Genomic DNA, 26945 nt, shown 5'->3' on the forward strand with positions numbered 1-26945 from the left:
AGGGTCACGAAAGGCCCACCCAAGCACGCCACCGCCGAAAGGACGTTCCGGTGAACGTTTCCCGACGTGCGCTCGCCACGCTGACCGTAGTGTTTGCCCTGACCACGGCCTTGTCGTCGGGATGCGGCAGTTCCAATCCGCTGGGCGGAGGTGAGATTTCCGGCGACCTGAGGTCCGTCGTCGTCGGATCCGCGGACTTCCCCGAGTCCAAGATCATCGCCGAGATCTACGCGCAGACCCTGGAGGCCAACGGATTCACCGTGGGCAGGCAGTTCGGCATCGGCAGCCGGGAGACCTACATCCCTGCGGTTCAAGACCACTCGATCGATCTGATCCCCGAGTACACCGGAAATCTGCTGCAGTACTTCGATCCCGGGACCGACGTGACCACTCCCGACGGTGTTCTGCTGGCGCTGTTCCGGGCGCTGCCGGGTGATCTGTCGATCCTGAATCCGTCACCCGCCGAGGACAAGGACACGGTCGCGGTGACGGCGCAGACCGCGCAGCGCTGGAATCTCACCACCATCGCAGACCTGGCCGCCCACTCGCCCGACGTGAAGTTCGGTGCGCCCTCGGAGTTCCTGAACCGCTCCGAGGGACTGCCCGGCCTGAATCAGGCCTACGGTCTCGACATACCGGAGAGCAATTTCGTCGCGATCAGTGACGGCGGCGGGCCCGCCACGGTGCGCGCGCTGACCGACGGGACGGTGACCGCCGCCAACATCTTCAGCACGTCTCCGGCGATCGCCCAGAACGATCTGGTGGTACTGGAGGATCCGAAGAACAACTTCCTGGCGGCCAACGTGGTGCCGCTGGTGAGTTCGCAGAAGAAGTCCGACGACCTCAAGACCGTGCTCGACGCGGTGTCGGCGGCGCTGACCACCGAGGACCTCATCGCGATGAACACCGAGACCTCCGGCAACTCCGGGATCAACCCGGACGAGGCGGCCAGGAAGTGGGTACAGGACAAGGGGTTCGACGAACCGCTGCTTCCGTGAGCAACGAAGGGTCACGATGATCGAATTCGCCGGCGTCACCAAGAAGTACCCGGACGGCACCGTCGCCGTCGACGACCTGGATCTCGTGGTGCCCGACGGATCGCTGACCGTGTTCGTGGGTCCGTCGGGCTGCGGCAAGACCACCTCGATGCGGATGATCAACCGGATGACCGAGCCGACCTCGGGGACGCTGACCGTCGACGGCGCCGACGTGACCTCGGTCGATCCGGTCAAACTGCGCCTCGGGATCGGCTACGTGATCCAGAGCGCGGGCCTGATGCCGCACCAGCGGGTGATCGACAACGTCGCCACGGTGCCGGTGCTCAAGGGGGAGTCACGCCGCAGCGCCCGCAAGGCGGCCCTCGGTGTGATGGAGCGGGTCGGTCTGGACCCCAAGCTCGCCGACCGCTATCCCGCACAGCTCTCCGGCGGCCAGCAGCAGCGCGTCGGGGTGGCCAGGGCGCTGGCGGCCGACCCGCCGATCCTGTTGATGGACGAGCCGTTCAGTGCCGTCGACCCGGTGGTGCGGGAGGAGCTGCAGGCCGAGATCCTGCGACTGCAAAGCGAATTGCACAAGACGATCGTGTTCGTCACCCACGACATCGACGAGGCGATCAAGATCGGCGACCGGGTCGCGGTGTTCGGCCGCGGCGGCGTGCTGCAGCAGTACGACGAGCCGAAGCGGCTGTTGTCCAACCCGGCCAACGATTTCGTGGCCGGGTTCATCGGCGCCGACCGCGGCTACCGCGGGTTGCAGTTCCGGCACGCCACCGGCCTGCCGATGCACGAGTTGCGCACCGTCGACGAGGCGGGCATCGACGCGCTGGGACTCGGTCCCGGTCAGTGGGCGCTGGTCACCAAACCCGACGGTACTCCGTATGCGTGGATCGACGCGGCCGGCGTCGGGCTGCACCGGTCGGGAAAGCTGTTGTACGACAGCACTACTGCGGGCGGTTCGTTGTTCCGTCCCGACGATTCGCTGCGGCAGGCGCTGGACTCGGCACTATCCTCGCCGTCGGGCCTCGGGGTCGCGGTGGGTGCCGATGGGAAGCCGGTCGGAGGGGTGCTCGCCGACGACGTGCTCGACGCGTTGAAGAGGCAGCGGTCGGCATCGTGAACTATCTGCTGGACAACCTCGACGACGCATGGGCGCTGACCGTCGTGCACCTGCGGCTGTCGCTGATCCCGGTGGTGCTGGGGCTGCTCATCGCGGTTCCGCTCGGTGCGCTGGTGCAGCGCACCACGACGCTGCGGCGGCTCACCACCGTGACCGCCAGCATCATCTTCACGATCCCGTCGCTGGCGCTGTTCGTGGTGCTGCCGCTGATCATCCCGACCCGAATCCTCGACGAGGCCAACGTGATCGTCGCGCTGACGCTCTACACGACCGCACTGCTGGTGCGCGCGGTTCCCGAGGCGCTCGACGCGGTGCCCGACCCGGTGCGCGACGCCGCCACCGCGGTGGGTTACCGGCCCCTGACCCGGATGCTGAAAGTGGAACTGCCGCTGGCCGTTCCCGTGCTGGTGGCCAGCCTGCGGGTGGTCGCGGTCACCAACATCTCGATGGTGTCGGTCGGCTCGGTCATCGGCATCGGCGGTCTGGGCACCTGGTTCACCGAGGGCTATCAGTCCGACAAGAGCAATCAGATCGTCGCGGGCATCATCGCGATCTTCGTGCTCGCGATCGTCATCGACACCCTGATCATGCTGGCGGGCCGGGTGTTGACGCCGTGGACGGCGGTGCCGGCGTGAACTTCCTCGAACAGGCGCTCTCGTTCATCTTCACCGCGGCGAACTGGGCGGGCCCGTCCGGGCTCGGCGCCCGCATCGCCGAACACCTGCAGTACACCGTCATCGCGACGTTCTTCTCGGCGCTGATCGCGGTGCCGGTCGGGATGCTCATCGGCCACACCGGCCGGGGCACGTTCCTGGTCGTGACCGGGGTCAACGCCCTGCGGGCGCTGCCGACGCTGGGCGTGCTGCTGCTCGGCGTGCTGCTGTGGGGACTGGGTCTGGTCCCGCCGACCGTCGCGTTGATGCTGCTGGGCATCCCGCCGCTGCTGGCAGGCACCTACTCGGGCATCGCCAACGTGGACCGCACGGTGGTCGATGCGGCCCGCTCGATGGGGATGACCGAGCGGCGGATCCTGCTGCGCGTGGAGACCCCCAACGCAATGCCGCTGATCCTGGGCGGGCTGCGCACCGCCACACTGCAGATCGTCGCGACGGCCACCATCGCGGCCTACGCCAGCCTGGGCGGGCTGGGCCGCTACCTCATCGACGGGATCAAGGTGCGCCAGTTCCACATCGCCCTGGTGGGCGCGCTGATGGTGACCGCGCTGGCGCTGATTCTCGATGCGGCGCTGGCCTTCGCGGTCTGGTTGTCGATGCCCGGCACCGGGAGATTGAGCCGGTCCCGGGGGAGCCTGCCGGCGCCGTTGCTCAGCGATGAGGTTGCGCTGGAATCACGCCCACACGTCGGTTCGCCGTCCAGTTTCCGGGCCGGTCACCCACGGGGCGACCCGTCGCATACGGTAGAGGGATGAGTGAAGCCGACGGCTCTGAGGAAAGCACCCGCTGGCCCGCCATCCTGACCTGGCGCGCCCACGACGGACGGCGGATGGAGTCGGTACGGGTGCAGCTCTCCGGTGACCGCATCAAGGCCCACGGCCGGATCGTGGCCGCCGCCACCGGGTCGCACCCCGCGTTCAGCGCGTCCTACGACCTCGTCACCGACGAGTCGGGCGCGACCAAGCGGTTGTCGCTGACCATCACGCTCGCCGAGCGCGAGCGCCAGCTCTCCATCGCCCACGACGAGGAGAACATGTGGCTGGTGCAGGACCACTCCGGTGAGACCAGCCGTTCGGCCTACGACGGCGCGGTCGACGTGGACGTGATCTTCAGCCCTTTCTTCAACGCGCTGCCGATCCGCCGTACCCGGGTGTTCCAGCGGCCCGGGGAATCGGTGACACTGCCGGTGGTCTACGTGCGGGTGCCCGACCTGTCGGTCGATGTCGCGACGATCGGCTACACCACCGGGGCCGACGGCATCAAGCTGAACTCGCCGGTCGCCGAGACCACGATCACCGTCGACGACGACGGGTTCATCCTGAACTACCCAGGGTTGGCAGAGCGGATCTGACCACCCCGCCGGCGCGCCCCGCCGCGGCGAGTTCGTCGCGCCAGCCGTCGGCCCCGATGACCGCGGTGGTGATCTGCGGCCGGGAAAACCCGTCGTAGCGGATCCGCGCGGCGTGGCCGGACTCCACCAGGCCGGTTATCGGTCCGTCCTGAGCCAGCAGCTCGCGCGCCGAGGTCAGCCGGTGCAGCGCACGGTCCAGCGCGGGCACCAGCGCAGCGGAGTTGGCCTCGCACATCGCCCGTACCAGGTCCGGGGCGGTGCCCGCGACCCTGGTGCCGTCGCGGAAGGATCCGGCCGCCAGCGCGAACGCGAGCGGCACCTCCCCGGCGGTGGCGGCCAGCGCCTCGGCCAGCAGGTGAGGCAGATGCGAGATGGCCGCCGCGGCGGCGTCGTGCTCGTCGGCACGGGCCGGTACGACGAACGCGCCGCAGTCCAGCGCCAGCGTCATCACCTCGGCCCAGACGTCCGGGTCGACGTGGTCGTCGACGCCGATCACCCACGGCGCGTCGACGAACAACCCGGCGTCCCCGGCCGCCCAGCCGGAATGCGCGGTGCCGGCCATCGGGTGGCCGCCGACGAAGCGGGCCAGCAGCCCGGCGTGCCGCACGGCGTCGAGCACGGCACCCTTGACGCTGGTCACGTCGGTCAGCGGGTTGGCGGGCGCGGCCCTGCCGACGTGCTCGAGCATCGACGGCAGGGCCGGGACCGGCACCGCGAGCACGATGAGCGCGCCGGTGGCGGCGGCCCGGGCCAGCACCTCGTCGAGATCGGCGCCGGCGTCGTAGCCGTCGAACCGGGCGGCCGCGACCCCGTCGGGGGAGCGGTTGTAGCCGAACACCTCGCGCCCGGCCGCCCTGGCCGCCCGCATGACGGAGCCGCCGATCAACCCCAGACCGATCACGCACACCGGTGTCGTCGCCACCCGTCAAGGTTGGCACACCGGGTGTGCCCGCCGGTGCCAGGAGGTGCGGAGCCGCTGGTCAAGGGCGTTTATCGGGACTACCGTGTCCTCTCATGGGAGCGCAGCGCACACAGGCGCAGCAGAAGGCGGTCGACGCCCCGGACGGCTTCGGTGTGGCGGTGGTCCGCGAGGACGGCACGTGGCGGTGCACCGCGCTGAGTCCCGCCGCGCTGGCGAGCCTGACCGCAGCGGAGCAGGAGCTTTGTCAATTGCGCAGTGCCGGAGCAGTTTTCGGGCTGCTCGACATCGATGACGAGTTCTTCGTGATCGTCCGGCCGGCGCCGTCGGGCACCCGCCTGTTGCTGTCGGACGCGACCGCGGCACTGGACTACGACATCGCCGCCGAGGTGCTCGACAAGCTGGATTACGACATCGACGAGGAGGACCTCGACGATGCCGACCCGTTCGAGGAGGGGGACGTCGGGCTGCTGTCCGACCTCGGGCTGCCTCCCGCGGTGTTGAGCATCATCCTCGACGAGTCCGACCTCTACGCCGACGAGCAGATCGGCCGCATCGCCAGGGAGATGGGGTTCGCCGACGAGCTGTCGGCCGTCCTCGATCGTCTGGACAGGTGATTCCGGCCGACGAGGAGCTGATCCGGGCCGCGCTGGCGGCCGCCCGCGCGGCCGGACCGCGCGACGTGCCGATCGGGGCGGTCATCGTCGCGGCCGACGGCACCGAACTGGCCCGTGCCGCCAACGCCCGCGAGGAACTGGGCGATCCGACCGCGCACGCCGAGATCCTGGCGATGCGCGCGGCCGCGGCGGTCCTGGGTGACGGGTGGCGGCTGGAGGGTGCGACGCTGGCGGTCACGGTCGAGCCGTGCACGATGTGCGCCGGTGCGCTGGTCATGGCCCGGATCGCGCGAGTCGTGTTCGGGGCGTGGGAGCCCAAGACCGGGGCGGTCGGGTCGCTGTGGGACGTGGTGCGCGACCGGCGGCTCAACCACCGTCCGCAGGTGCACGGCGGCGTGCTGGGCGACGAGTGCGCCGCGCTGCTGGAGGAGTTCTTCGCGCGCCAGCGCTGAGGGCCCGATTTTTTCGCCGAGAGTGCACCCACTGCGGTGTCCGGGCCGATTTCCCGCAGCGGTTACACACTCGGTGAACGGGCGGTTTTGGTTTCCCCCGGTGTGCATCGGTAAGCTGCCACACGGTGGCGTGTCCGAGCGGCCTAAGGAGCACGCCTCGAAAGCGTGTGACGGGTAACCCCCGTCCGAGGGTTCAAATCCCTCCGCCACCGCCATAGCCCCTGTGCCTGCGATCCAGGTGAGGGGCTATTTTCATGTTTGCTGGGCGGAGCCCTGCCCACTCTTTGCCCACGTTTTGCCCACACTTTCGGCTAAACCGGGCTGCGAATATGAGGCGTGCAGTGACTCTGCTACCGCATCGAGGTCCGTATCGAACAGGTCCGCGTACACGTCCGGAGTGACCTTCGCGGACTTGTGTCCGAGCATCCGTTCCAGCGTCATTACATCGACCCCTGCCGACACCGCCAGGCTCGCCGCGGTGTGCCGCAGATCGTGCGGGGTGACCTTCTGGACCTTCGCCCGCGTCACCGCACCGGAGAACCATCCGCGCGTCGACTTCGGCCGCGGCAGGTACTTCCCGTCCTGGCCGCCGAACACCAGATCGTCGGTGCTCTTGTCCGCGCACAGCGAGGATAACTCGTCGAGTACGAACGAGGGCACGGGTACGGAGCGGACCTTGCGGCCCTTCGTCTGCCCTGCCGCGTGATCGACACCGAGCTCACCGCGTTCTCGGCGACAACAAGACGCCGCTTCGGGAACTCGACATCGCGAACCCGGAGTGCGATCGCCTCACCCCAGCGGAGTCCACAGAACGCCAGGACGTAGAAAAGCGGCCGGCGCTCGCCCGATTCGGCCGCCAACCGATGTACATCGTCAGCCGATAGGTACCGACACCGAACACCGAACAGACACCTCCGGTCCGCGCGATCGCCCTGATGAGGTCGTCCGACGTGTTGCGGTAGGTCGCGAGAACGCCGTTCGCTCCCGAGTGGGAGAAGATGACCGGTTTGGTGCTGACCTCGCAGGCCTACAGCGCGGTCCGGTTGCCGGTGTGATTGACATCGACCACCATGCCGTACTTGTTGAAGGCCTGGATGACCTTGCGGCCGTAGTCACTTAATCCGGGGTCGTCGTCTTCGGCGCAACCGCCGCCCACCGCGTTCCGAATGTTGTAGACCAACAGGCAGTAGCCGTAGCCCAGCGCTTTCAAGAGGGCCACGTTGTCGTGAATTTGCTAGACGCCCAGCGCGACCGGCCGCTGCGACCCGCCGAGCCCACCATCGACTTCACCGACAGCGGTGAGTTCATCCCCACCAGCCCGAGTCGCGCGCAGGCGGACACCAAGGCCTCCGAACCCCGCCACGCCATTCATCACGAGGAGTCACATCATGAGTCCTATACGAGCAACGCACGCCAAATCCTCCCGCACCTACCTTTGCCCGCTCTGATCGTCTCGGCACAGCGCGCAACAAGGTTTCTCATGCAGTTGGTGCAAGGCCCCGGACGCGCCCCCGGCCCGCTAGCGTGGTCCTAATTCGAATCACACCACGTAAGCAATCGGAGTCGTCAGATATGTCGGAGCTGGAACCGAAGTACGCAGAACTGCAGTCGATTTATGACATCTCCAACGAGTTCTTCGAACTCTTTCTCGGCCCGACGATGGGTTATACGTGTTCGTACTTCCCCAGGGAAGGCTTGACCCTCGAGGAGGGTCAGCTGGCCAAGTTCGACCTGGCTCTCGGCAAGCTGGGCCTACAGCCGGGTATGACGCTTCTCGACATCGGTTGCGGTTGGGGCGCCTGCATGCAGCGGGCGATCGAGAACTACGACGTCAACGTCATTGGGCTGACCCTCAGCGAACGCCAACGCGACTACGCCGCCGCCAAACTCGCCGAGATTGGAACGGAACGTACCGTCGAGGTCAGATTGCAGGGCTGGGAGGAGTTCGACGAGAAGGTGGATCGGATTGTGTCCATCGGCGCCTTCGAGCACTTCGGCCACAATCGCTACGACGACTTCTTTGAGATGGCCCACACCGCACTGCCCGAGGATGGGGTGATGCTGCTGCACACGATCACCGCAATCACGCAGGCCGACGCGAAACGCCTCGGGGTGCCGATCACGTTGGAGATCGCCCGGTTCGCGAAGTTCATCGCCACCGAGATCTTCCCGGGCGGTCGCTTACCGACGGTGCCGATGGTCGAGGAGCACGCCGCCAAGGCCGGCTTCACCCTGACCCAGGAACAAGCCATCGGGCAGTACTACCCACGCACACTCGAGATGTGGGCGGCCGGCCTGGAATCACACCGCGACGAGGCGATAGCGATGCAGTCCCAGGCGGTCTACGACCGCTACGACAAATACCTCAACGGCTGCCCACGCCTATTCCGCGAAGGCCACACCAATGTTCATCAGTTCACGCTGCAAAAGTAGGCGGGCATGTCGCACCTACCGAAAAATCAGATGCGGGTAGAGCCGGCCGGACCCTAACCTGGCGTCGTGTCACGTGCTTGTCGCCGAGCGTCGGCAGGATGAACAACCGCAACGCCTGCTCGTAGGACCGCTGAGTGTGTGCGGCTAGGGAGCGGTTGTGCTCGCTCAGATGCGCCACAACCCCAACAGCATCGCTGCGACCATCAGCACCGCGGCGGCCCCGCTGGCTGCCAACGCCACTCAGCTGCCCTACACCACCGACGGCGGCATGACGTCCGCAGGGGTTCGTCGGCTCGTCGGTTGGGTAACTGGCGGTGCTCAACCGCTACCGCATCAGCGCCCGGTGGCGGTTACAGACACGCGTCGTGCCCACGCCGTGCCCACAATCTGCCCACAGCTACAGATAACTTCACTGAACTACGGTGATGTCTTTTCGCACGTTGACCGCCACAGCGCTGGTCACAGACCATCAGAATTATGATTCGTCGATACCGAACCGCTGGTATCGGCCACAGTTGCACCGGCGTTTACTGAAAGAGATGCGGCCGCGAAAGCTGCTGTGGACGGGCGGCGATGATCCGGCCGGTGAACGCCTCGCTAGATTTGAACGCTGTGGCTGACGAACGGAGTCCTATGAACGCGCGTGTCGAGCAGTTGGAGTTCCAGGCCGAGGCACGGCAACTGCTGGATTTGATGGTCCACTCGGTCTACTCCCACAAGGATTCGTTTCTGCGGGAGTTGATCTCGAACGCCTCGGATGCGCTGGACAAGCTTCGGCTCGAGGCGTTCCGTAACAAGGACCTGAACGTCGACACCTCCGATCTACATATCGACATCGAGGCGGACAGGGAGGCACGCACCCTGACCGTCTGCGACAACGGCATCGGTATGACGCGCGATGAGGTCGTGGATCTGATCGGCACTCTGGCCAGGTCGGGTACCGCCGAGTTGCGTGAGCAGTTGCGCCAGGCCAAGAACCGGGCCGCCTCAGAAGAACTGATCGGTCAGTTCGGTATCGGTTTCTACTCCGTCTTCATGGTGGCCGACAAGGTCGAGTTGCTCACCCGTAAGGCCGGCGAGAGCGAAGCCACCAGGTGGGAATCGAGCGGCGACGGCACCTACACCATCGAATCCGTCGACGACGCGCCGCAGGGAACATCGATAACCCTGCACCTCAAGCCCGAGGACGCCGAGAACGAACTGCACGACTACACCTCGGAGTCGACGATCCGGAGCCTGGTCAAGAAGTACTCCGACTTCATTGCCTGGCCCGTCCGGATGACGGTCGAGCGACGTACCCCGGCAGGCGCAGAGGGTGGCGACGAGACCGTCACCCTCGACACCGAGACCCTCAACTCGATGAAGGCGCTGTGGGCCAAGCCCAAAGATGAGGTCTCCGACGAAGAGTACAAAGAGTTCTACAAGCACATCGCGCACGCCTGGGACGATCCGCTCGAGGTCATCGCGATGAAGGCCGAGGGCACCTTCGAGTATCAGGCCCTGCTGTTCATTCCGTCACACGCCCCATTCGATCTGTTCAACCGGGACGCCCACATCGGGATACAGCTGTATGTCAAACGCGTGTTCATCATGGGCGATTGTGACCAACTGATGCCGGAATACCTGCGCTTCGTCAAGGGCGTCGTCGACGCACAGGACATGTCGCTGAATGTTTCCCGCGAAATCTTGCAGCAGGATCGTCAGATCAAGGCGATTCGTCGCCGTCTGACCAAAAAGGTCCTTTCCACGATCAAGGATCTGCAGTCCGAGCGCCCAGAGGACTACCGCACGTTTTGGACCCAGTTCGGCAGGGTCCTCAAAGAGGGCCTGCTGTCGGACTTGGACAACCAGGACACCCTGCTTCGGATTTCCTCGTTCGCCTCGACGCACAGCGAGGACGAACCCACCACCCTTGCCGGGTATGTCGAGCGAATGAAGGACGGTCAGGAGCAGATCTTCTACGCCACCGGCGAGACCCGTCAGCAGATCCTGAAGTCGCCGCACCTCGAGGTGTTCAAGGCCAAGGGATACGAGGTCCTGCTGCTCACCGACCCGGTCGACGAGGTCTGGGTGGGAACCGTGACCGAGTTCGACGGCAAACCGCTGCAATCGGTAGCCCGGGGAGAGGTGGACCTTGACTCCGAGGAGGAGAAGACGGCGCATGAGGCCGAGCGCGAGGAGCGGGAGAAAGAGTTCGCCGAACTGTTGACATGGTTGGAGGAGACCCTGAGTGAGCATGTCAAGGACGTGCGGCTGTCCTCTCGCCTGACCGAATCGCCGGCCTGCCTGATCACCGACGCCTTCGACATCACACCGGCGCTCGAGCGCCTCTACCGGGCTTCCGGGCAGGACCTCCCGGCCGGTAAGCGGATCCTCGAACTCAACCCGAATCATGGGCTCGTCATCGGCCTGCGCCAGGCGCACAAAGACCGCCCTGACGATCCATCGGTCGCTGAGACGGCCGAACTGCTCTACGGCACAGCACTTCTCGCAGAAGGCGGCGAATTGGAGGATCCGGCACGGTTCGCCGAGTTGCTCGCGGATCGGTTGACCCGCACCGTCTAGGGAGGACCCACAATGGTAGGGGAGTGTCGGTAGCGCTTCCCGGCCGGGCCGTCAGGTTGATTTCGGCGCCGGACGGTCGGGCTGGGCACCACCGAGGGCCAACAGGCCCATCGCGATATCGGCCACAATCGGCCGCGGGTCGTACTTGCCGGGCCGATCGGCGCAACCCTATCGCCGGCAGCGAAGCCGCCGAACGGCGTCGACTATTCGCTCGCGGTTCGGCAGCACCTCCCGCTCCAGGTCGCGGGCGTACGGGATCGTCGACTCGACCGCGACACGAGCGAACTTCGCCGCCAAGCCTTCCTCGGCGAGGATGGCGGCGACCTCTCCGGTGAGTCCCCCGCGAATGTAGTCTTCGTCGACGGCGACGACCGCCCCGGTGCGGCCCACCGCCTGGACTATCGCGGCGCGATCGAGGGGGGCCACCGTCCGTACATCGAGGACCGTGCAGTCGATGCCGTCGTCAGCAAGCACCTCTGCGGCCTCAAGCGCGCGGTGCACGCCGACACCGACGCTGACGAGGGCGACGTCTCCGCCGTGCCGGCGGATCGCAGCCTGGCCGAGTGGTGTCGCGACGAGGTCGGGTACCTCACCCGTCGCCCCGGTGGCCGGCACGTCGAACGCAACCCCGGGCCTGCTTGCTCCGCCCAGGTAGTCGAGCAAGTAGTCGGCGAGCAACTTGTGTTCCATGAAGATGACCGGACCGTCGTGGTCGATCGCGGCAATCATGAGCCCCGCCGCATCGGCCGGTGTGGACGGCACCACCACGGTGAGCCCGGGGATACCCGCGAGCATGCCCCACAGCGCCTGCCCGTGCTGGCCGCCATCGCCGTAACCGGCCCCGCACGAAGTGCGTACGACGAGCGGACACCGCCATTGGCCGCCGGAGAACGCCTCGATCTTGGCGGCGTGGTTGAGCAGGGCGTCCAAGGCCACTCCGATGAAGTCGACCAACATGATCTCGACGACCGGGCGCAGCCCCGCCATCGCGGCGCCGACCGCCGCGCCGAGGAATGCCGACTCACTTATCGGTGTGTCCATGACGCGGCTTGCGCCGAAACGCGCCAGGAGGTTTCGGCGCAGTATCCGGACATCTTCACCGAAGGTGACCACCCGTTGGTCGCGGGCCATGGCGGATGCCAACCCTTCGTCGATGGCATCGGCGAACGTCATCACCGTCATCGCCCTGCACCCACACCCGGCAATCCGGCCTGGCTCAACGCGTTGTCCGCGGCGGCTCGGACTTCGGCGGACACCCGTTCTTCGATGGCCGCGGCCGTGTCGGCATCCAGCAGTGCACGTGCACGGGCCAGCGGGTCGCGACGGTGCAACGTGTACTGCAAGGTGAGCCGCGCGATGCGCCCGCCGATTCCGCTCAGGCCGGCCAACCTGACCGTCGGGCGCGCGCCGTCGCCGGCCACGGCCGCCCGCAGCAACGGCGGACCGAGCTGACGGGCCTGATCGAGGGGTTCGGTCATCATGCGCAGCATGGGGTCACCGAGGAAGTGGCCCTGCGGCCGGTGGCAGCGGGTGAGCAGGAAGCCCGGGCCGTTACCGCGCCGGGCGCGGTCGATGAGGCGCGCGCTCTCCTTCGCCACGGCGTCGACGCGGCCGCCGTCGACCGCGCGGGCACGAACGCCGAAAGCCCGAGCGCGCCGCACCAGGCCCCCACCCGTGACCTCGGTGCTGCGGGTCGTGATCGACCAGCCGTTGTCCTTGCACACGAACAGCACCGGCAGGTTCCATACGACGGCGAGGTTGAAGGCCTCGAGGAGCATTCCCTGGTTGGCGGCGCCCTCGCCGAAAAACGCGACCGCAACGTGGCCCGGGCGCAAACGCTGGGCGGCGAACGCGAATCCGCACGCCAGGGGAGCGCCCGCCCCCACGATGCCGTCGGACGCGGCGAGAAGGTCGGGGGCGAGAAGGTGCATGTGTCCGCCCCGGCCACGGCACAGGCCCTTCTCCGAACCGAGCACTTCCAGGAAAAGTGACTCGAGGTCGGCCCCGCGTGCCACGAGCGGCGGCGTCGAGCGGTGGTCGAGGGCCATGGCGTCGCCGTCCACCAGGTTGCCGACGACCCCGGCCACGACGCCCTCCTCGCCTACGCCGAGATGCATCTCGCCGGAGATCAATCCATCCCGCCACATCTCGGCTTGGGCTTCCTCGAACCTCCGCATGCGAACCATCGCCTCGTAGGCGACTTCGACATCCAGATCGTGTGCCCTGTGGGTGACGCGCATTTGGTTACCGCCTTTCGGCTCCCGGACTTGGGGCCGGCAGTCAAGACCACGCCGGCTCGCTCGAGTCAGATTCTGACGATGGGTGGCGGCTCCCAGGTGCCGTCGAGCGCTTCCGGTTCCGGCCAGTAGATGCGCATCGCCATATAGAAGGGACCCTTCGGGGCCGGCAGCCAATTCGCCCTGCCCTCTTCGGTGTCGGGTTCGTCGTGCTGGATGTGGATGGTCAGCGATCCGTCCGCGCCGAACGCCAGGCCGGCGGTGGTGGAGTTGATGAGGTATCGCCCGATCGTGTTCTCCACCAGGTAGCCGGCGACGCCGTCGTAGGACGTGTCGTACATGGTGACCGACCAGAACGCCTTCGCCGGCGGCAGCGTGTCGAACCGCAGCCGGTAGGCGTGGTCACCGGAGAAGGATTTGCCGGTGGAGTCTTGGCGGGCCAGTGGGTAGAAGGCTTCGATCTTGTCGTTGCCGCCCCATCCGGCCATCGCCCCGGCCGCCCGCAGCAGGTAGTCGCCGGCGAAGAAGTCGCGGCTGCCGAGCGCGTCGACGGCCGACCAGCCGTTGATCTTGTCGCCGAGGTTCTCGACTCGGTCCGCGATCGTCGCCCGGGCCCGGTCGACCCCGGAGCGCAGGGCCGTGCGGACGTCGTCGTCGAGGTCGTCGGGTGCGAACGGCAGACCGGCGCCGATGCCGGCCCGCGCGAAGCGCTCGAACATCGCCACCTCGCTCGGGTGCGGGGGCTGGCACCATTCGAGCAGGGAGTTGACGAAGCCGATGAATCGTTCGTCGCGGGACGCCTCGTCGTTCCACACCGGCCAGTCGAACGCCGGTGCGACGGGTGCCGCGGTGCCGACACGCGCCGACAGCGGCTCGAGGTGATAAGCCGCCATGATCGGTCGCAGGGTCTCGACATCGTCGGGGCCGAGCAGTTGAGTCCGGCCGATCACGAACACCAGATCGGTCTCGAAGCGCAGGACGCCGGAGAACCCGTCAGGGACATCACCGGTGAACGTCGGGCCGGCCAGCACATAGGACCCGGGCCCCGACCCGGTGGTACGGGAACCGACATAGTGCGGATTCGTGCCGTACAGATCCTCCAGCTGCATCACGTAGTAGCGATCGGTCACCGCCGGCACCTCGAGCACCACCGGCTCGGCCCGCAGGTCGAGCGCGGCCATCGAGTAGGGCGTGTCGGCGTTCGGTGTGATGACCTCTTTGAAGTTGTGGTCCAGCGTCACCGGCTCACCGTGCATCTCGTTCATCGGGCCCCGGTAGGACGGCAGCGACGGGACCAGGAACGTCGCGAAGCAGAAGCGGTAACCCATCAGCATCGGGAACGAGAAGATGTATGCCTCCTCCGCGATCGCCGCAAGCTCGTCGGGGGACAGGCGAGAACTACTCATTGCGACCTCCAGTCGTCATAGGACCTCCTCCTTCTACCGGTTGTTCGCTCTTCAGCTGCGAGGACTGCGCGCGCAAGCGGGCGGGGCCGCACGCCCGGTCCCGCGACTCGGCTGAAACGGCAAGTCGCAACGGCGATTCCTGACCCGTCAGGGTCAATCGGATCTCCAACGGACCGTCACCGAGCCCCTTCGGCGGATCCCCCGAGATGGTGCCGACCTCGACGGTCGCGATCGGATCGATGAGCGTCCGGACCAGGGCGATTCCGCGGTGCCGGACCAGCACATCGGATACCCAGCGGGCAGCGCCCTTGCGGCGCGCCCACCCGGTGTCGGTCCGCGCGCGGTACCGGAAGACATCGCTGCGCTTGAGCACGACCCTGCGCTGATAGAGCATCATGACCAGCACGAGCAGCACGAACCACACCGGGATCCCGATCAGTGCGAGCAGCGCCCAGATCACCGGGCCTCCCGCAGGTGGACCCGTCGGGCGGTCCCGGTCCGCACGAAGTTGTCGACGTTCGACGTCTCGCCCATCGGGACCATTGCCGTGCCTTCGAAACCACCGTGAATCGGATCGGGTACCTGTGAGGTTCACACGGCCACAGCGGCTACTGCCAGGGTCGGAGGTCCTCACTTTCGGCGCCGACAGCGCGGCGGTAGGCACCGACACCGCGGCGGGCGCGCCGTCACGAGCCGGGCGCCGACTTTCCGTACCCGAGTTCGACCAGCCGCAGCCGGCTGGACTCGGCGCGGTCCTGTTCCTCGAGTTCGAGATTGATCCGGGCGAGCTCGTCATGCAACCGGGGCAACCAGTGCTTGCTCAACGCCCGGGCGCGCAACTGAGTGGCCTGGTACTCCCGCTCCACGGTGGCCAGGGCGGCCGCCGTGACGGCGTGTTCTGCGGCGGCTTGCAGCGCCGCCCGGTGTGTCCGGCCGGCGCCCGCCACCGCCGAACCCGTGACGACGACCGCGGGGTCGTCGGCGGGCGGGAGCGTGCACCGGATCCGGTCGGGATAGCGCACCCCGCTCGTCGTCGCCCACTCGATGGTGACCGACGCATGTTCATCCGGGGTGGCGAGCGTGATCGCGCGCTCGCCACCCAACAGCGTCGCCCGCAGCTGCCAGACGTCCGCCTCGCGGCAGGCGTCGCGCCAGACGCGCCGGGTGCTCGCGACCCTGTCCCGCAACTCGTCGCGGTGCCCGGCCAGGAGGTGCAGTTTCTCCTCCAGCAGCGTGACTCCCCGCTCGGCGAGTTCGAGCCGGCTCATCAGCCATAGCCGGCCCATCCGTCCCGGCGGAGTCTGCAGTGTGGGCATCGGGTTCTCTCAGTCGGCGGGTTTTCCGTAGCGGTCCAGCAGTTCGGCCGGCAGCATCGACAGTTCGCTGCGGGCCAGCCGAAGCGCCACCTCCCACCCACGGGTCAGGGTGTCGGTGAGGCTTCGGGCCTCGTCGGGGTGCTGGTCGACCAGTTCCCGGATGAACCCGTCCTGGAAGAACAGGTAACTGCGGTCGGTCGGCGTCAGCGCCTCGGTTCCGATGAGTTCGGCGAGCTCGCGCACCTGCCGGGCCTTGGCCAGCGCGGCCAGCAGCTGCGCAGCCAGCGGAAGGTGGTCTTCACGCGTTCGTCCGGGACCGGCGCCGCGGCGCATCAGCCGGGACAGCGAGGACAGCGCATCGACCGGCGGGTAGATCCCGCTGAGGTGCAGCTGCCCCGAGAAGATGATCTGACCTTCGGTGATGTAGCCGGTCAGGTCGGGTACCGGATGGGTGATGTCGCCACCCGGCATCGTGAGCACCGGCAGCACGGTCACCGAGCCCGCCTCGCCGGCGATCCGGCCGCAGCGCTCGTACAGCGACGCCAGGTCGCTGTACAGGTATCCGGGATAGGCTCTGCGAGCGGGGATTTCACCGCGCGCCGCTGACACCTGGCGCAGCGCTTCGGCGTAGCTGGTCATGTCGCTGAGCACCACCAGGACATGGCGTCCGGCGTCGAAGGCCAGGTGTTCGGCCACGGTCAACGCGATGCGCGGAGTCAGGATCCGTTCGATCACCGGATCGTTCGCGACGTTGAGCAGCATCACCAGTTCGCCTGCAGCGCTGCGTGATTCGAGGGTGTCGCGGACGTAGGCGGCATCGCCGTGGGTCAGGCCGATCCCGGCGAAGACCACGCTGAACGGCTCGTCCCCGGAGGTGGCCTGGGCCGCGATCTGGCAGGCCAGCTTCAGATGTGGCAGTCCCGGCAGCGAGAACACCGGCAGCTTCTGGCCGCGCACCAGGGTGGTCAACCCGTCGAGCACCGAGACCCCGGTCAGTACCGGTTCGGACGGGGGTTCGCGGCGCACCGGATTGAGCGGATCGCCGTTGACCGAGACCGTTCGCGCACCGGTCACCGGTGGACCTCCGTCGATCGGTTCGCCGCGACCGTTGCAGGTTCGGCCCAGCCAACCGGTGCCCACCGCGACCCGCATCGGCTCGCCACTGAACCGTATTCTGGTGCGGGATATGTCCATTCCCGACGTGCCTTCGAGCACCTGGACAACGGCCACGTCGTCGTGCACGTCGAGCACCAGCCCGTGCCGCTGGGTGCCGTCGGCCAGCGAGATCGACACGTACTCGTCCCAGCCGACGCCGGCCACGCCCGCAACGACGGCCAGCGGTCCGCGCAGTTCCCGGACTCCGCCGTACTCGATCCAGCGGTCGGCGCCGGTCATCGCAGCTGCTGCAATCTGGCCGCGATCTCGTCGCGGCGCTGCGCCGCCACCGCGGTGTCCGACGGTCCACCGTCGTCACGGGCACGGATCAACGGGCCGAAGTCGGTCTCCTCGACGAGTTCGGCGGGTACCCCCGCGGCCACCACGTTGTGGCAGACGTCGATCACCGCCAGCACGGCGTCGACCAGTGCCGCTGTCTTCTCCGGCGAACAGTGGGCGTCGTTGGGCACCAGGGCATTCTGCTGCAGTACCGCCTCGCGCAGCAGGCGCCCGCCGAGCAGTTCGATCCGCTCGCTGTCGGCCAGCGCGGTGACGCCGACGAGTTCGGTCAGCGCGGCCAGCCGGTCCGACTCGTTGAGAAGCGCGAGCACCCGGCCGCGGTGGGCCGCCCAGTCGATGTTCCCGGCCGCCACGTGCGCCGAACCCAGCGGCTCGGCGTCCCGGGAGAACGACGCCGACCACGACACCGCCGGGTAGTGCCGCGAATACGCCAGGTCCCGGTCCAACGTCCAGCGACAGCGCACGAATCGCTCGGTGTGCACGGTGACGGGCTCGGACATGTCGCCGCCCGACGGCGAGACGGCGCCGATCACCGTGACCGAACCGGCCCCGCCGCCGAGGGTGTCGACGTAGCCGGCACGTTCGTAGAACGCCGCCAACTCCGTGGCCAGCGTCGCCGGGTAGCCCTCCTCGGCGGGCAGCTCGCCCATCCGGGAGGCGAACTCCCGCAACGCCTCCGCCCACCGGGATGTCGAGTCGGCGATCACCACCACGTGGTAACCCATGTCGCGGTAGTACTCGGCGACGGTCACCCCGGTGTAGATGCTGGCCTCCCTGGCCATCATCGGCATGTTGGAGGTGTTGGCGATGATCACGCTGCGGTCGGCCAGCCGCCCGCCGGTGCGTGGATCGACCAGGTCGAGCATGTCGGCGACGATCTCGGCCATCTCGTTGCCGCGCTCGCCGCAACCGACGTAGACGATGACGTCGGCATCGCACCACTTCGCCAGCTGTTGCAGCAGAACGGTCTTCCCGGTGCCGAAACCGCCCGGGACACCGGCGGTGCTGCCGAGCGCGATGGGGAACAGCAGGTCCAGCACGCGTTGCCCGGTGTTGAGCGGGGCGACGTCCTCGCGCCGACTCCGGTACGGTCGCGCCGTCCGTACCGGCCAGGTGGACCCCAGTGAGATCGGGGTGCCGTCGACGGTGGCGACGGGCGCGTCGACGGAATAGGAACCCGCCGGGGCGACCGACTCCACCACCCCTTCGGTGCCCGGGGGAACCAATACGCGGTGCTCCACCGACCCGGCGTTGTGCACCACGCCCAGCACCGCACCGGCCGACACCGTCTTGCCCGGCTCGGCGGTCGGTTCGAACCGCCAGCCGTCGGTGCTGCTGTAGCCGTAGCTGCCCGCCCTCAGCCAGGTGCCGGCGCTGGTCAGTGGCCGCAGCAGGCCGTCGAACACCCCGCCGAGCAGTCCGGGTCCCAGCGGCGCCGACAACGGGAACCCCTGCGGCTCGGCGTCGTCCCCGGGTTTCAATCCACCGGTGTACTCATAGGCCTGTACGGTCAGGCGGCCGTCGGAGATGGAAACCACTTCACCGGGAATGGCCCCCGGTCCCAGCCCGATCAGGTCGCCCACGGCCACCGCGACGTCGCACCGCACCTCCACCAACGGACCCGAAACCCGGACGACGGAGGGCGAATCGGTCATGACCACAGGCTTTCTGCCTCCGCGGCGGCCTCGTCGACGGTGCGGGTGGCGATCGCCGAGAGGCTCAGATCAATTCGGCGCGAATCCTTTTCGGCGTGCACACCGCCGGTGGCGTCCTCGGTCACCTGCGCGTCGTCACCCAGCGTGGCGTGGGCGATGTCGACCAACGCGGCCCGCCACTGCGGATAGCGGGGATCGTCGCGGAGCGCGAGCACCGCCTCGCCGGCCCGCTGCCGCCACAACCGGTAGGCGCCGTCGCGGGCGGCAAGCACGTCGCGTCGCAGGCCCCGGCGCAGTGCCACCTCCTCGTTGGCCGCCAGCCTGGCGCCGGCGGCTTTGCCGGCGGCGCGCGCCCGGTCGAGCATCTGGTTCGCGGTGCGGGTGGCTTCCTCGACGACGCGCTGCGCGTCGGATTGGGCTGCGGCGATGACCTTTTCGGCGTCGGCGTTCGCCCGGCGCAGCAGTTCCGCACGCACCGGTCCGAGCGCGGCCGCCGCCCGGTCGGGATCCAGTCCGCTCACGCGGGCATCACCACCGTGAGCACGGCGGAGTCGCGGATGTCGGCGGTGAGGGCCTGCGCGGCCGAATCCGTCAGGATCACCAGCGACACCGACTCGGGCAGGTCCCGCCAGGCTCGGCGGGCCTGGTCGGGCCCTTCGGCGGGGACCACGACCGCTCCGGCCAGCGCGTAACCGTCCACCAGTCCCGGTTCACCGATCACGACGACCGCTCCCATGTCAGGCCTGCTGGATCAGGATGATGGCGATCACCAGGCCGTAGATGGCGATCCCTTCGGCCAGGCCGACGATCACCATCGCGCGGCCGAACAATTCGGGTCGTTCGCTCAGCGCCGCCAGGGCCGCCGCTCCGGTGTAGGCCACCGCGATGGCCGCGCCGATCGAGGAGCCCGCCACCGAGATCGCCGCACCGAGCAACGCCGCCCAGTTGCCGGCCGATGTGCCTGACTCGCCGGCCGCGGCGACGACGTCGGCGGTGGCGGGACCTGCGGTGAGCGCCGCGGCGAGCACCACCATGCCGGCGAGCACCACCACCGCATTGACGGTCCAGAACAACCGCACCGCCAGCCGGCCGCGACGGCGCAGCAACAACAGGCTCACCGCGAAGCCACTGAGCAATGCGGGTAGCGCGATGATCCACATCAGCATGTCGACGTCTCCGATCGGTCAACTTGTTCGACGGGAATCCGCCACGGCTGAAAAGCCCGGCCCTCGCCGACGAAGACCCGCGAGAACAGTTCGTAGAACTCGAGCCGCAGCGCCTGCACGGCGGCTACCAGCGCCTCGAGGGCGAAGGCGATGGCGTTGCCCACCACGAACAGGACCACCGCCGCGAGTGCCCCCACCCAACCGTTGTGCCACAAGGCCTGCACGCCACGCCACACTACCCAGCCCAGCGCGGCGTGGGTCATTCCGAACGCGGCCAGTCGGGCGAACGACACCACATTGGAACCCAGCCGCACCACCAGGTCGAACCCGCCTATGGCGGCCTGCAGCACCGCCGACCCGCCGCCGCCGGCCTCCGCGTACAGACCGACGACGGCCAGTGCGACGCCGATCACCGCGACCACCCCTCCGGCGATGACCAACGCCGTCGGCCCGGTGACGAAACCCGCGACCGCGATCCCGGCGCCGACGAACACCGTGGCGCCGGCGATTCCGGAGGGCGCGTACAGCGCGAGCTTGACACCGCCTTCGCGCCAACGATTCACCGCGCCGAAGGTGTACGACAGGCCCAACAGCACCGCACCTGCCGCCAACGCGACCAGCAGCAGGCGCAGCGGTTCCTCCAGGGGCGCCAGCCACAACACCGGAATCACCCCGGTGGGCCCGAAGAACTCCCCGTACAGCGCGCCGAAGACCGTCGCGGCAAGGCCCGCCGCGGCCACGAAGCTCCACATCGGCTTCAGCTTGGCGAGCCGGGGTATCCAGCCGAGCCCGATCATCGCCGCCCCGCCGAGCAGCAGCAGGCCGTGGCCGACGTCGCCGAACATCATCCCGAACATGACCACATACACGACGCCGGCCCACAGGGACGGGTCGACGTCGTGGTAGGGCACCGTCCCGTAGGTCTGCACCAGCTGAGCGAAGCCGCGGCGCAGACCACTGCCGCCGGAAAGCAGCGTCGGCGGGTCCATCGACCGCGGCAGCGGCATCGGCACCACCGAGGCGCCGGTGTCCGTCAGCCGTGCGGTCAGGTCGGGGACCTGCTCGGCGGCGCACCACCCGGCCAGCCCGGCGACGTCGCGACGGCGCACCGCACCCGCGGCGTAGCGCTGCAGTTGCGCCTCGCCGGCCAACAGGTCGGTGCGGCCGTCGCGCTCCCACGCTTGCAGATCCGGCCTCGTCTCCGACAGTTTCGCCGGCGCGTCGCCGTCTTCCGGTGCGCCGCGGACGCCGAGCCGTTGCAGGGCCTGAGCTGCTTCGCCGGGCGCGGTGCCCTCGTCGATGGCCGGTTCGTCGAGCTGGACCGTCCCGGCGTCGGCCACCCGCACCAGCGCGTCGCGCAGCGAGTCCTCGACGGCCACCAGGGCGACGCGCTGCATCTGCGCCGGCATCCAGCGCCGCCGCCGGGCCGGGCTCGGGGCCCCTTCCGGGTGCACGGGCCCGCCAGGCGGGTCAGGCGGGTCAGGTGAGGGCATCGTAGGCCTCCATCGGTCCGCCGCCGCGCGCGGCGAGGTGCACCGCGGCCCGGCACCGCCAGGCGTCGGCGGCCAGCACCGCCGCCGTCCCGACCGGTCGGGCCCGGCCGAAACCGGTGCCCGCCACCAGCTGGAACCCGTCGCGTTCCAATCGGGTCCACCACCTGGCCTCGCCCCGCCACAATTCGCCGGCGTCCTGGATGCCCGCGACCGACCAACGGGCCCGTGACGGCAGCGCCGCGGCGAACGACGTCAGGTCGCCGGCCCCCAGGGCGGCCGTTCCCAGCACCCGGGCGGCGTGCGCCGACACGTCGTCACGCAACTGCCGCCGGTGCAGGAGGTGCTGGCGAGCGACCAGCAGGGCCAGCCCGCCGGCCGCCCAGCCGCCGGCTTCCGGCACCGTGGTCGCGGCGCGCACGGCCCAGGCGACCTGGACACCGGTGGCGATGTCGGAGGGTGCGTCGCCGCCGGGGTCACCCCACAGCGACTGCGACAGCGCGCGGCGCAACTCCGACAGTGACGAGGTCTCGCGCAGCCGCAACCACGCCGTGGCCAGGGCGCCCAGGTCGAACAGCGGCTCGGGCGGCGCGCCGGCCAGCGCGCGGGCATGCGAGACGATGTTGGCGGCCTCGAAACCGGCAGCCAGCGACCGGATCGCCCGGGCACCCTCACGCGGCAGCCAGCCCGCGAGCACGCGCAACTGCCAGAGCGGCGTCGCGGTGACCAGGTGTTCGGTGTCGGCAGCGCTCTGGCCGACCACGATGCCCCGGCCGTACGGGCCGTCGGCCAGCGCGTGCTGTGCCTCGGCCAGTGAACCCAGCCCGGCGATCGCTCGGGTGCCCCCGGCGCCCAGCCGCCGGCTGAGCAGGCCCTTGGCCCGGACGCTGCCCGCGACCCAGCCCGCGCTCATCCCTCGGTTGCCTCGACCGGGTGGTGCGCCGACTGGTCGAGCCACATCCGCGCCGCGGTGAGCACCTTGTCGACGTGGCCGGGCATCCGTTCGGCGACCCGCGCCTGCAGTTCCTCGATCTCGGTCGCCGTTCGGGCGCGGAGGTCACTTCGGGCCGCCGCCGCCCGGCTCCGGGTGGCCGCTTCGGCCTCGGCCCGCACCCGCTCGGTCTCCGCCCGCGCGCGGGCCACTATCGCATCGGCTTCCCGGCGGGCGGTCCCGCGGACTTCATCGGCACGTTCGGCGGCGTCACTGCGGATCCGGGCCGCTTCGTCCTGCGCATCGTCGAGTAGCTGCAGCAGCGGAACCAGTTCGGCCGCGGCGTCGCCGACGCGATCTGCCGGTATACCGGGCTTGCCGGCCGCACCCGGTGCACCGGAAGGGCGGAAACGTTCCAGGAAATCGCGCCACTGCGGCATGCACCCTCCCTTGCGCTGTCGAGTTTATCGCCCGAGCCCGAACGCGTGGCTACCGTGGCCGGGCGACGATCACCGGCGTCGGGGCCGCATCGACCACGGCCCGGCTCACCGAGCCCAGCAGCAGACCCGCGAATCCACCGCGGCCCCGGCTGCCGATCACGACGAGCTGTGCCGAGGCGGAGTTCTCGACGAGAAGACGAGCCGGCCTGCCGCTGACCACGAGGCGGCGAACCGTGACGGTGGGATGGCGTTGCTGCCACGGCTCCAGCCACTGCGCCAGAGCGTGGGTCTCACGGTCATGGATGTCCAGCCACTCGGCCGGCGACCAACCCATTCCCGGCGGACCCAGTTCGGCGAGGTCGCTCCAGGCGTGCAGGGCGATGAGGTCCACGCCGCGCCACGCCGCTTCGGCGAAACCGATGTCGGCGGCCAGTTCGGACGTGGGCGAACCGTCGGTGCCGACGAGGACAGGAGCCCGCGACGGTGACGCGGAAGCCGACTGCTCACCGTGAACCGCGGCGACGGGACACTCCGCCCGGTGCAGCAGGCTCGCCGTGACCGATCCGAGCAACGTTTGGCGAATGGCGCCCTGCCCGTTGTATCCGAGCACCACCATGTCCGCTCGGCTGGACAGATCGAGGAGTGCCGGGGCGGCCGCACCGTGGACGACCTCGGTGCGCACCGGCACCGGGGTCGAGTCGGGTAGGGTGCGCCGGACGACCTCGGCCGCGTCCTGAACGATCTGGGTAGCCTCGCTGTCTCGCCATTCAGCGAATCCGGCAGGAACCGGTACCGGCCCCCAGACCGCTGAAGGCGGAGGTAGCGGCTCCACCGCGTGCACGATTGTCAGTGCGGCCCCCCGCAGCGCTGCGTCTCGAGCGGCCCAACCGAGCGCAGCGGCCGAGGCCCGGGATCCATCGACGCCGACGACGATGCCGACCCCGCCCGGGTCGGCAGGTATCTCAGACCCGCTGGTCGGACTCGATGTCACTTCAAACATTATGGCACCGTGTGGATTCCCTGTTGTCTGTTCTGCGGTGCGAACCGGGCGCGGGCCATGAGCTGACAGGGATTGCATCGAGACTGCGTGTACGGCGACGACGTGCGAGTGGACCCCGCCGTGAGCGCAGTCTCAGCGAGACCAGTCGTGTTCACCCGTCCAGCCGACCCGCGCCGATCATGCGCACCGCCACGTCGCCGCGCTCGTCGGCGTCGGCGAGGTCCACCTCCACGTCGAACCCCCAGTCGTGGTCGCCGGCCGGGTCGTCGAGGATTTGGCGCACCCGCCACAGTCCGGGCCGACGGTCGAAGACCAGCAGCGCCGGCCCGCGCGCGTCGGCGCCGGTGCCGAGGTCGTCGTGTTCGGCGAAGTACTCGTCGCCGAGTTCCTCCCAGCACTGCGCGGTCCAGCCCGACCCGGCATCCAGCTCGCCGAGCTCGCCCCAGCGCCGCCGGGCGAACAACTGCACCCGGCGGAACAGCGCGTTGCGGACCATCGCGGTGAACGCGCGCTCGTTGGCCGTCACCGGACGCGCCTGCGGCGTTGCGTCGACCGGCTGATCGGGGTTGGTGAGCTGCTCCCATTCGTCGAGCAGGCTGGAGTCGACCTGGCGGACCAGCTCACCCAGCCACTCGACGATGTCGGAGAGTTCCTCGGTGCGCGCGGTGGCCGGCACCCCGGACCGCAGCGCCTTGAACGCGTCGGACAGATACCGCAGCACCGCTCCCTCGGAGCGGGTCAGCCCGTATTCGCTGACGTACTCGCGGAAGGTCATGGCCCGCTCCCACATCTCGCGCACCACCGACTTGGGCGAGAGCCGCCCGTCGGCGGCCCACGGGTTGCTCTGCACATAGACCGCGTACGCGTGGCGAAGCAGCTCCTCGAGCGGCTTGGGGTAGCTGACCTCGTCGAGCAACTCGATGCGCTCGTCGTACTCGATCCCGTCGGCCTTCATCTGTGCGACGGCCTCGCCCCTGGCCTTGTTCAACTGTGCGGCCAGTATCTGGCGGGGGTCCTCCAGGGTCGACTCGATGACCGAAACGACGTCCAGCGCATACGTTTCTGCGGCCGGATCGAGCAGATCGATGGCCGCCAGCGCGAACGTCGACAACGGCTGGTAGAGCGCGAATCCCGAGGGCAGGTCGACGGTCAGCCGGTAGCGCCGGCCGTCGGCGTCGGGGTGGTCGAGCCGTTCCACCACCCCGGCCTGCAGCAGCGAACGGGCGATGCCGACCGCCTCGCGGATGAGCTTGAGCTGGCGTTTGCGCGGTTCGTGGTTGTCGGTCAGCAGCCGGCGCATCGCGGCGAACGGGTCGCCGGGGCGGTCCACCACGTCCAGGATCATCGACGTGGACACCCGCATGTTGCTGGTCAGCCGCTCCGGTTCGGCCTCGATCAACCGTTTCATGGTGGCCTCGCTCCACGGCACCATGCCCTCGGGGGCCTTGCGGCGCACCAGCTTCCGCCGCTTCTTCGGGTCGTCGGCGACCTTGGCGAACTGCTTGAGGTTGGCCACCTCGTGCTCGGGTGCCTGCACCACGACGGTGCCCGCGGTGTCGTAGCCGGCCCGCCCGGCCCGGCCGGCGATCTGATGGAACTCCCGGGCGTTGAGCAGCCGGGTGCGGGTGCCGTCGTATTTCGACAGGGCCGAGAACACCACGGTGCGGATCGGCACGTTGATGCCGACCCCGAGCGTGTCGGTACCGCAGATCACCTTCAGCAGACCGGCCTGGGCCAGTTGCTCCACCAGCCGGCGGTACTTGGGCAGCAGCCCGGCGTGATGGACGCCAGTGCCGTGCCGGACCAGCCGCGACAGCGTCGAACCGAACGCGGTGGAGAACCGGAAGTCGCCGATCAGCTCGGCGATGGCGGCCTTCTCCTGCTTGGTGCACACGTTGACGCTCATCAGCGCCTGGGCCCGCTCCAGGGCGGAGGCCTGGGTGAAATGCACGACGTAGACCGGGGTTTGGGCGGTGTCGATGAGTTCCTGGATGGTCTCGTGCATCGGCGTGGTGGCATAGGAGTAGAACAGCGGCACCGGCCGTTGCGCGTTGGCGACCAGCTCGGTCGGGCGGCCGGTGCGCCGGGTCAGGTCCTCGCGCAGGAAGCTCACGTCGCCGAGGGTGGCCGACATCAGCAGGAACTGGGCGCGCGGCAGCTCCAGCAGCGGCACCTGCCAGGCCCAGCCGCGGTCGGGGTCGCCGTAGAAGTGGAACTCGTCCATCACGACCAGGCTGGGTTCGTTTCCAAAACGGCCGCCGCCGCCCTCCCGCAGCGCGATGTTCGCCAGCACCTCGGCCGTGCACGCGATGATCGGGGCGTCCGCGTTGACCGCGGCGTCGCCGGTCAGCATGCCGACGTTGTCGGCCCCGAAGATCCCGCACAGCGCGAAGAACTTCTCGCTGACCAGCGCCTTGATCGGCGCGGTGTAGTAGCTGCGCCGCGCCCCGGCCAGCGCCGCGTAGACGGCGCCGGTGGCCACCAGCGACTTTCCCGAGCCGGTCGGGGTGGCCAGGATGACGTTCGCGCCGCTGACCAGCTCGATCAGCGCCTCCTCCTGGGCGGGGTACAGCGGGGTCCCGGCGGATTCGGCCCACGCCGCGAACGACGCGAACAGTTCGTCGGGGTCGTCCGCGATGTCACGCAGGGCGGACAGGTCGCCGGTGTCGTCGATCAGATCGGTGGTCGCGGTCATCGTGACCACCAGCCTGCCCCACCCGTGG

General features: G+C 68.8%; 25 protein-coding genes, 1 tRNA gene and 2 pseudogenes. 10 read left to right on the forward strand and 18 right to left on the reverse strand.

From position 1 onward, the window contains the following. Window positions 1-50 precede the first annotated feature (50 nt). Genes JDV09_RS02920 through JDV09_RS02940 form a run of 5 tightly spaced genes read left to right on the forward strand, consistent with a single transcriptional unit; the run spans window position 51 to window position 4140 of the window. The gene (locus JDV09_RS02920; RefSeq protein ID WP_221367613.1) at window positions 51-998 is read left to right on the forward strand and encodes an ABC transporter substrate-binding protein; all 948 of its coding nucleotides are present in this window, start codon (window positions 51-53) and stop codon (window positions 996-998) included. A gap of 16 nt (window positions 999-1014) precedes the next feature. Then, window positions 1015-2115: an ABC transporter ATP-binding protein gene (locus JDV09_RS02925; protein WP_221367614.1), complete on the forward strand. Its 1101-nt coding sequence runs from the start codon at window positions 1015-1017 to the stop codon at window positions 2113-2115. Then, window positions 2112-2750, forward strand: coding sequence for an ABC transporter permease (locus JDV09_RS02930; protein WP_221367615.1), 639 nt, complete (start codon window positions 2112-2114; stop codon window positions 2748-2750). The genes JDV09_RS02925 and JDV09_RS02930 overlap by 4 nt, the downstream gene beginning before the upstream one ends. Next, window positions 2747-3544: an ABC transporter permease gene (locus tag JDV09_RS02935; protein ID WP_221367616.1), complete on the forward strand. Its 798-nt coding sequence runs from the start codon at window positions 2747-2749 to the stop codon at window positions 3542-3544. The genes JDV09_RS02930 and JDV09_RS02935 overlap by 4 nt, the downstream gene beginning before the upstream one ends. Then, window positions 3541-4140 carry a putative glycolipid-binding domain-containing protein gene (locus JDV09_RS02940; protein WP_221367617.1) on the forward strand — a complete coding sequence of 200 codons (600 nt, stop codon included), beginning with the start codon at window positions 3541-3543 and terminating at the stop codon, window positions 4138-4140. Before JDV09_RS02935 ends, JDV09_RS02940 begins: the two co-directional genes overlap by 4 nt. On the opposite strand, the gene JDV09_RS02945 is transcribed toward JDV09_RS02940, so the two are convergent. Next, window positions 4103-5047 (reverse strand): prephenate dehydrogenase, encoded by a 945-nt coding sequence (locus JDV09_RS02945; RefSeq protein WP_221367663.1) that lies wholly within the window; start codon window positions 5045-5047, stop codon window positions 4103-4105. The two genes, JDV09_RS02940 and JDV09_RS02945, sit on opposite strands and share 38 nt — an antisense overlap. 107 nt (window positions 5048-5154) lie before the next feature. Between JDV09_RS02945 and JDV09_RS02950 the strand changes: the two genes are divergently transcribed. The 3 genes from JDV09_RS02950 (at window position 5155) to JDV09_RS02960 (ending at window position 6343) form a co-directional block, all read left to right on the forward strand. Beyond that, a complete protein-coding gene (locus JDV09_RS02950) occupies window positions 5155-5676 on the forward strand; it encodes a tRNA adenosine deaminase-associated protein (RefSeq protein WP_221367618.1) in 522 nt (173 codons plus the stop codon). After that, window positions 5676-6128: a nucleoside deaminase gene (locus JDV09_RS02955; protein WP_221367664.1), complete on the forward strand. Its 453-nt coding sequence runs from the start codon at window positions 5676-5678 to the stop codon at window positions 6126-6128. Before JDV09_RS02950 ends, JDV09_RS02955 begins: the two co-directional genes overlap by 1 nt. A gap of 124 nt (window positions 6129-6252) precedes the next feature. Further along, a tRNA-Ser gene (locus JDV09_RS02960) sits at window positions 6253-6343 on the forward strand. A 37-nt stretch (window positions 6344-6380) separates the two neighbouring features. Here the strand turns inward: JDV09_RS02960 and JDV09_RS02965 are convergent. Both JDV09_RS02965 and JDV09_RS26520 read right to left on the reverse strand, forming a co-directional pair. Then, window positions 6381-7015, reverse strand: a pseudogene (locus JDV09_RS02965) (tyrosine-type recombinase/integrase); the annotation flags it as partial. 62 nt (window positions 7016-7077) lie between these two features. Next, window positions 7078-7347: pseudogene (locus JDV09_RS26520) on the reverse strand (membrane dipeptidase); the annotation flags it as partial. A 353-nt stretch (window positions 7348-7700) separates the two neighbouring features. Here JDV09_RS26520 and JDV09_RS02975 point away from each other — a divergent pair. Together JDV09_RS02975 and htpG are read left to right on the forward strand one after the other, a co-directional pair. Continuing rightward, a complete protein-coding gene (locus tag JDV09_RS02975) occupies window positions 7701-8561 on the forward strand; it encodes a cyclopropane mycolic acid synthase family methyltransferase (RefSeq protein WP_221367620.1) in 861 nt (286 codons plus the stop codon). Between the two features lie 633 nt (window positions 8562-9194). Beyond that, entirely contained in the window at window positions 9195-11126 is a 1932-nt protein-coding gene (gene htpG / locus JDV09_RS02980) for a molecular chaperone HtpG (protein WP_221367621.1), read from the forward strand. Window positions 11127-11294: 168 nt separating this feature from the next. Here the strand turns inward: htpG and JDV09_RS02985 are convergent, their stop codons facing one another. The 15 genes from JDV09_RS02985 to JDV09_RS03055 form a co-directional block, all read right to left on the reverse strand. After that, window positions 11295-12308: an alpha-ketoacid dehydrogenase subunit beta gene (locus JDV09_RS02985; protein ID WP_221367622.1), complete on the reverse strand. Its 1014-nt coding sequence runs from the start codon at window positions 12306-12308 to the stop codon at window positions 11295-11297. Next, window positions 12305-13366 (reverse strand): thiamine pyrophosphate-dependent dehydrogenase E1 component subunit alpha, encoded by a 1062-nt coding sequence (locus JDV09_RS02990; protein ID WP_221367623.1) that lies wholly within the window; start codon window positions 13364-13366, stop codon window positions 12305-12307. Before JDV09_RS02990 ends, JDV09_RS02985 begins: the two co-directional genes overlap by 4 nt. A 65-nt stretch (window positions 13367-13431) precedes the next feature. Beyond that, complete coding sequence (locus tag JDV09_RS02995; RefSeq protein WP_221367624.1) at window positions 13432-14769, reverse strand: DUF1254 domain-containing protein; 1338 nt, start codon at window positions 14767-14769, stop codon at window positions 13432-13434. Then, complete coding sequence (locus JDV09_RS03000) at window positions 14762-15229, reverse strand: hypothetical protein (protein WP_221367625.1); 468 nt, start codon at window positions 15227-15229, stop codon at window positions 14762-14764. Before JDV09_RS03000 ends, JDV09_RS02995 begins: the two co-directional genes overlap by 8 nt. 226 nt (window positions 15230-15455) lie before the next feature. Further along, window positions 15456-16085 carry a V-type ATP synthase subunit D gene (locus JDV09_RS03005; protein ID WP_221367626.1) on the reverse strand — a complete coding sequence of 210 codons (630 nt, stop codon included), beginning with the start codon at window positions 16083-16085 and terminating at the stop codon, window positions 15456-15458. Window positions 16086-16094: 9 nt separating this feature from the next. Beyond that, window positions 16095-17480 carry a V-type ATP synthase subunit B gene (locus JDV09_RS03010; protein ID WP_221367627.1) on the reverse strand — a complete coding sequence of 462 codons (1386 nt, stop codon included), beginning with the start codon at window positions 17478-17480 and terminating at the stop codon, window positions 16095-16097. Further along, window positions 17477-19195: a V-type ATP synthase subunit A gene (locus JDV09_RS03015; protein ID WP_221367628.1), complete on the reverse strand. Its 1719-nt coding sequence runs from the start codon at window positions 19193-19195 to the stop codon at window positions 17477-17479. Before JDV09_RS03015 ends, JDV09_RS03010 begins: the two co-directional genes overlap by 4 nt. Further along, a complete protein-coding gene (locus JDV09_RS03020; protein ID WP_221367629.1) occupies window positions 19192-19716 on the reverse strand; it encodes a hypothetical protein in 525 nt (174 codons plus the stop codon). Before JDV09_RS03020 ends, JDV09_RS03015 begins: the two co-directional genes overlap by 4 nt. Further along, window positions 19713-19931, reverse strand: a complete 219-nt coding sequence (locus JDV09_RS03025; protein WP_221367630.1) for a V-type proton ATPase subunit F family protein — start codon at window positions 19929-19931, stop codon at window positions 19713-19715. The genes JDV09_RS03020 and JDV09_RS03025 overlap by 4 nt, the downstream gene beginning before the upstream one ends. 1 nt (window position 19932) lies before the next feature. Then, window positions 19933-20361 (reverse strand): ATP synthase subunit C, encoded by a 429-nt coding sequence (locus JDV09_RS03030; protein WP_221367631.1) that lies wholly within the window; start codon window positions 20359-20361, stop codon window positions 19933-19935. Next, window positions 20355-21854 carry a V-type ATPase 116kDa subunit family protein gene (locus tag JDV09_RS03035; RefSeq protein WP_255604743.1) on the reverse strand — a complete coding sequence of 500 codons (1500 nt, stop codon included), beginning with the start codon at window positions 21852-21854 and terminating at the stop codon, window positions 20355-20357. The genes JDV09_RS03030 and JDV09_RS03035 overlap by 7 nt, the downstream gene beginning before the upstream one ends. Further along, the gene (locus JDV09_RS03040) at window positions 21841-22764 is read right to left on the reverse strand and encodes a hypothetical protein (RefSeq protein ID WP_221367632.1); all 924 of its coding nucleotides are present in this window, start codon (window positions 22762-22764) and stop codon (window positions 21841-21843) included. The genes JDV09_RS03035 and JDV09_RS03040 overlap by 14 nt, the downstream gene beginning before the upstream one ends. Further along, entirely contained in the window at window positions 22761-23222 is a 462-nt protein-coding gene (locus tag JDV09_RS03045; protein WP_221367633.1) for a hypothetical protein, read from the reverse strand. The genes JDV09_RS03040 and JDV09_RS03045 overlap by 4 nt, the downstream gene beginning before the upstream one ends. A 49-nt stretch (window positions 23223-23271) precedes the next feature. Further along, window positions 23272-24213, reverse strand: a complete 942-nt coding sequence (locus JDV09_RS03050; protein WP_308123981.1) for a universal stress protein — start codon at window positions 24211-24213, stop codon at window positions 23272-23274. Between the two features lie 160 nt (window positions 24214-24373). Beyond that, window positions 24374-26917 (reverse strand): DEAD/DEAH box helicase, encoded by a 2544-nt coding sequence (locus JDV09_RS03055; RefSeq protein ID WP_221367635.1) that lies wholly within the window; start codon window positions 26915-26917, stop codon window positions 24374-24376. Window positions 26918-26945 lie beyond the last annotated feature (28 nt).

The organism is Mycolicibacterium xanthum (assembly GCF_019710635.1).
Lineage (GTDB): Bacteria > Actinomycetota > Actinomycetes > Mycobacteriales > Mycobacteriaceae > Mycobacterium > Mycobacterium xanthum.